This is a genomic window from Sulfitobacter sp. 1A15106 (genome assembly GCF_043556995.1).
Taxonomy (GTDB): domain Bacteria; phylum Pseudomonadota; class Alphaproteobacteria; order Rhodobacterales; family Rhodobacteraceae; genus Sulfitobacter; species Sulfitobacter faviae.
Genome location: NZ_JBIFFM010000029.1, coordinates 1 through 4594, shown reverse-complemented (window position 1 = coordinate 4594; position 4594 = coordinate 1). Strand labels below are relative to the sequence as shown.

General features: G+C 57.3%; 5 protein-coding genes. 2 read left to right on the top strand and 3 right to left on the bottom strand.

Annotation, left to right across the window (positions count from 1 at the left end; genetic code table 11):
• Window positions 1–49: 49 nt before the first annotated feature.
• Together ACGYKA_RS19920 and ACGYKA_RS19915 are read right to left on the bottom strand one after the other, a co-directional pair.
• Complete coding sequence (locus ACGYKA_RS19920; RefSeq protein ID WP_394439868.1) at window positions 50–487, bottom strand: type II toxin-antitoxin system VapC family toxin; 438 nt, start codon at window positions 485–487, stop codon at window positions 50–52.
• Window positions 484–708: a type II toxin-antitoxin system Phd/YefM family antitoxin gene (locus tag ACGYKA_RS19915; protein ID WP_394394264.1), complete on the bottom strand. Its 225-nt coding sequence runs from the start codon at window positions 706–708 to the stop codon at window positions 484–486. Before ACGYKA_RS19915 ends, ACGYKA_RS19920 begins: the two co-directional genes overlap by 4 nt.
• Window positions 709–1095: 387 nt before the next feature.
• On the opposite strand from ACGYKA_RS19915, the gene ACGYKA_RS19910 reads away from it, so the two are divergent.
• Window positions 1096–2046, top strand: a complete 951-nt coding sequence (locus ACGYKA_RS19910; RefSeq protein ID WP_394439865.1) for a glycosyltransferase family 2 protein — start codon at window positions 1096–1098, stop codon at window positions 2044–2046.
• A gap of 24 nt (window positions 2047–2070) precedes the next feature.
• Window positions 2071–4038: an asparagine synthase (glutamine-hydrolyzing) gene (gene asnB / locus ACGYKA_RS19905; RefSeq protein ID WP_394439862.1), complete on the top strand. Its 1968-nt coding sequence runs from the start codon at window positions 2071–2073 to the stop codon at window positions 4036–4038.
• A 52-nt stretch (window positions 4039–4090) separates the two neighbouring features.
• Here asnB and ACGYKA_RS19900 read toward each other — a convergent pair whose 3' ends face one another.
• Window positions 4091–4558 (bottom strand): DUF4214 domain-containing protein, encoded by a 468-nt coding sequence (locus ACGYKA_RS19900; RefSeq protein WP_394439860.1) that lies wholly within the window; start codon window positions 4556–4558, stop codon window positions 4091–4093.
• Window positions 4559–4594 lie beyond the last annotated feature (36 nt).

Below are 4594 nucleotides of genomic sequence, written 5' to 3'. Positions count from 1 at the left end.
TATTCTGCGATCATCACTGAAGTCTATGAGAAGCATTACCTGAGGAAAATTACGATGGCCGACGTATTCTATGCAAAGGAATGGTCCCAAATCCGGCCGCGCCATCCTGGATCCGCTCGAGCATGTCAAATGCTTCGTCGCTCGACACGAGCGCCATGCCCATCTCAAATGCGGTCACTCCGATCATTCGGTCGAACGGGTCTGGATGGTCCCACTCCATAGAACCTGCAAGGATGGCCATCCGTGCCGTATAGGGCGCGATCTTAAACCCATTCGTTACACAGATACGATCAAGGTGCGGAGCGTATGGTTCCATCGCCGGCCACCGACCCTTTCTGACCTTCAGTGTTATTTCTTGAAGGGAGCATGGCGGGACGTAAACCGCCAGCGCATCCTCTAGCACGCGTCGAATCTCCGTCGTGATCCGATGAGAACCGATCAGCCACCAAGCAAGGACTTGAGTGTCGATAACGATCTCACGGCTCACTCGCCCCACTCCGCGAGTTCGGCGGCGCTCATAGGCTCCATGAAGTCGGGTGCACTATCTTCGGGCACTAAACCGGCCAGGGGCCCAAACCGCAGGTGCGATGACGTTACTGGGACCAAACGCGCGGCTGGCACGCCACCGCGCGCAATCACGACATCTTCTCCGGCATCCACGGCGGCCAGAAGCTCAGAAAGCTTAGACTTCGCCTCTGCGACATTCATTTGCATGGTTCACCTATTAGACTTAATAGTCTAAGACTTAGACCATCTAAGGTAAGCATCAAGGTGGTGCCCGGGTCAATAGGTTGTTGGTAGGCTCTTTAATTCGGCCAGCCTCGCAAACGGCATCGCTGTCTGGGTAAGGCGATACTTCGCACCGATGGTCTCTCTCTAGACGCGGCCTCCACCCGTAGGAGAGGCAGTTAATAGACATGGCTGCAATTGAATTCTTGCTATCTGGGCGTGTTATTGGCCAGTATCACAATATTATGTGAATGAGCGAGTATTTGGTGAGATGCGCGCTGATCCTGCGAGGTGCGATCACCCGCATTTAAGGGTTGGATTTCGGTGTCCCAGCAAAAACTTATTTTTTGAGAAAGTTTTAATCTCATGGGTGACACCGACCGCCGATATGTTTTGATCTCTCCTTGCCGTAACGAAGCAAAGTTCATCGAACGAACTTTAGACAGCGTGATTGCGCAGTCTGAGCGCCCCGCCCAGTGGATCATTGTGGACGACGGATCCACGGATGGGACGGCGGACATTCTGGCGCGCTATGCGGCGCAGCACGATTGGATCAAGGTCGTCGCAAAATCGGATCGGGGACACCGGGCTGTGGGGCCGGGTGTGATTGAGGCTTTCTACGTAGGCCTCGCAGCGCTGCGGCTGGAAGATTATGATTTCCTCTGCAAGCTTGATGTCGATCTTGATCTGCCGCCGCGGTATTTTGAGATTTTGATGGACCGGATGCAGGCGAACCCGCGTTTGGGCAGCGCCAGCGGCAAGCCTTATTATCGGGGTAAGGGGGGTGCTTGGGTCAGCGAAAAATGCGGTGACGAGATGTCCGTGGGGATGACAAAGTTCTACCGGATCAGCTGCTTTGAAGACATCGGCGGGTTTGTTTCTGAAGTCATGTGGGACGGGATCGACTGCCATAAGGCGCGCCAGCGCGGATGGGTGGTGCGCAGCTGGGATGAGCCTGATTTGCAATTTCATCACCTGCGGCCGATGGGCTCGAGCGAGCACAACATCCTGACGGGCCGAGCCCGGCATGGGTTTGGGCAACATTTCATGGGGTCTGATCCGCTCTATTTTGCGGCTACGGCGCTGTTTCGGATGACGCGGCCGCCCTATGTCGTGGGGGGTGCTGCTATGCTTTATGGATATGCACGGGCTTGGTGGACAGGGGCGCGCCAGTTGGATGATCCCGCGCTGCGCGATTTTATCCGTGCGTATCAACGCCAAGCGTTGCGACAGGGTAAATCAAAGACGATCGCGGCAATCGAAGCACGGCAAGAACCGTATTGGGCTGTGCAACCGCAGACCGCGGCGGAACAATAACAAAGAGATGAGGCACACGCAGGTATGTGTGGATTAGCAGGCTTTCTCGGCCCCCCGAATGCTGAGGGCGAACGTCGTTTGGCGGCCATGATAGAGCGTCTCACCCACCGCGGGCCCGATTCAAGCGGACTATGGGTGGACGCCGCCGCGGGAATTGGGCTGGGCCATGCCAGATTATCGATCGTTGATTTGACCCCGGCGGGACATCAACCGATGGCGTCTAAGTCAGGACGCTATGTCCTCGTGTTCAACGGAGAGATCTACAACCATCAGGACTTGCGGGGGGCGCTTGAACAAGGCGGCCATGCACCGGGTTGGCGGGGCCATTCTGACACGGAGACCTTGGTCGCGGGATTTGATGCCTGGGGGGTGGCTGCCACGGTCTCGCGCGCCATTGGTATGTTTGCCTTTGCCGTCTGGGATCGCAAGACCCGCAAGCTGGTTCTGGGCCGAGACCGCATGGGAGAGAAGCCGCTTTATTATGGTTGGCAAGGAGAGGGGGCGCATAGAACCTTCCTTTTCGGCTCGGAGCTGCGCGCGCTGCAAGCTCATCCCTCCTGTGGCGCCGAGGTCGACCGAAACGCGGTCGCGCAATTTATGCGCTATGGGCATGTGAGCGGAGCGCCGGCGATCTACGCAGGGCTCTTTCGTCTAACGCCTGGGTGTTTGGCGCAAGTGTCTCTTGATTCCCCTGAAGTTGCGGTGACGCCTTACTGGTCGGCCATTGAGGCAGCACATCAGCCGAAACGAGAAGAAGACCCCCGCGAGACGATTGATGCGTTGGATGCGCTTTTGCGCGATGCTGTCAGTTGCCAGATGCTGGCGGATGTCCCGCTGGGGGCTTTCTTGTCTGGCGGAATTGATTCCTCGCTCATCGTGGGTCTCATGCAAGCCCAGTCAGAGCGACCCATTCAAACCTTCACGATGGGGTTCCGCGAGCCACGCTATAATGAGGCTGCGTTTGCCGCGCGTGTGGCCGAACATCTGGGCACTCAGCATACGGAGCTTTACGTCGAGGATGGAACCCTGCGAGACGTCGTGCCCATGCTGCCTGACATTTATGACGAGCCTTTCGCAGATGCCTCGCAAATTCCTACCTTCTTGGTCTCTAAACTCGCCAAAGGCAGTATTAAGGTCGCGCTGTCGGGGGATGGCGGAGATGAGTTGTTCTGCGGCTATGATCGCTACCGGCAAGGGGCTGGGTTGATGCAGCGTTTGGAAGGCGTGCCCAAATCGCTGCGCAGGATAGCGGCGGGGGCCGCGCGGGCGGTGCCTGCGGGGGTATGGGATAAGATGTTGGCACCGCTGCGCAAGGTGCCCGTGGGGAAAGAGCCAAACGGACAGTGGATGCACCGTATTGCGGATTACGCGGCAAGCGGATCCATTGAAGAGCTTCACCACAAGCTGGTGTCGCGCTGGCGTTGGCCCGAGGAAGTGGTCAATGACGGGGGCGAGCCGCAGAGTGTCTTGGCGGGCCTGGCCCCGCCGCGCCGAGGTGAAAGCGATGCTGAGCGCATGATGCTGTTGGATCAGCTAACTTATCTCCCTGATGGGATATTGACTAAGGTGGACCGCGCAGCGATGCATGTGTCTTTGGAAACCAGAGCGCCGCTTTTGGACCATCGGGTGGTCGCCTTTGCCGGTCGCCTGCCGCTAGAAATGAAGCTGCGCGGGGCCAGCTCAAAATGGGCGCTGCGTCAGGTTCTCTACCGCTACGTTCCAGCAGAATTGATTGAGCGGCCTAAGATGGGGTTTGAGGTGCCGGTGGGGGTGTGGCTGCGCGGACCGCTGCGGGATTGGGCGGAAGACCTACTTGCGTCGCAGCATGTGAGGGAGAGCGGGCTTCTGGATGCCTTACTGGTGGGGCAGATGTGGCAAGAACATCTTTCCGAGCGCTTCAATTGGGGGCTGCAGTTGTGGAACGTTCTAATGCTCTTGTCTTGGCAGCGGCGGCATTGCGAACCTGCTCAGGCCGTCGGCACGAGAAGGTAAACATATTAACATCTTTCTAACTGGGGCTGTGTGGGATGCCGAGAAAGGAGGCTCAGACATACCAGATGCCGTCATCGACGGCTGCGGCTACTTTGGTGATGTTCTCTTGTGACTCCGAGAAGTACTGCAGCATTTCAGAGCGGCTTAGGCCATTCTCTTGCTGGTCTTGCCAAAAATCAAAGCCTGGTTGATCCGGGTCGCGGTCGAGAATGTTATTATACAGCAGCGTCAGGAAGGCGTCGTTATCCACGCTTGCCGCGCCGCCATACTTGGTCTCGAACTCTTCGGAGCGAATAAAGTGGCCTGCCATTTCCTGGTGAGTGACCATGCCGGTATCAAAATGCCGGACCCAGAAGCCAAGGCCTTCAGGATCAGGGGCGCGATCAAAGGCCGCTTGGTAAAGCCTATATGTGGTCCCGGCATTCCCATCCGTGTCGAAGGCAAGATAGCCGTCCTCGAACTGTAACCGTTCGACGTTTCTTGCAGTTACCCATAAGTTTGGTGCGACGAATTGATTCACCCATCAGTCTTGCTCTTGCCCGCGCAGCCCCGAGCA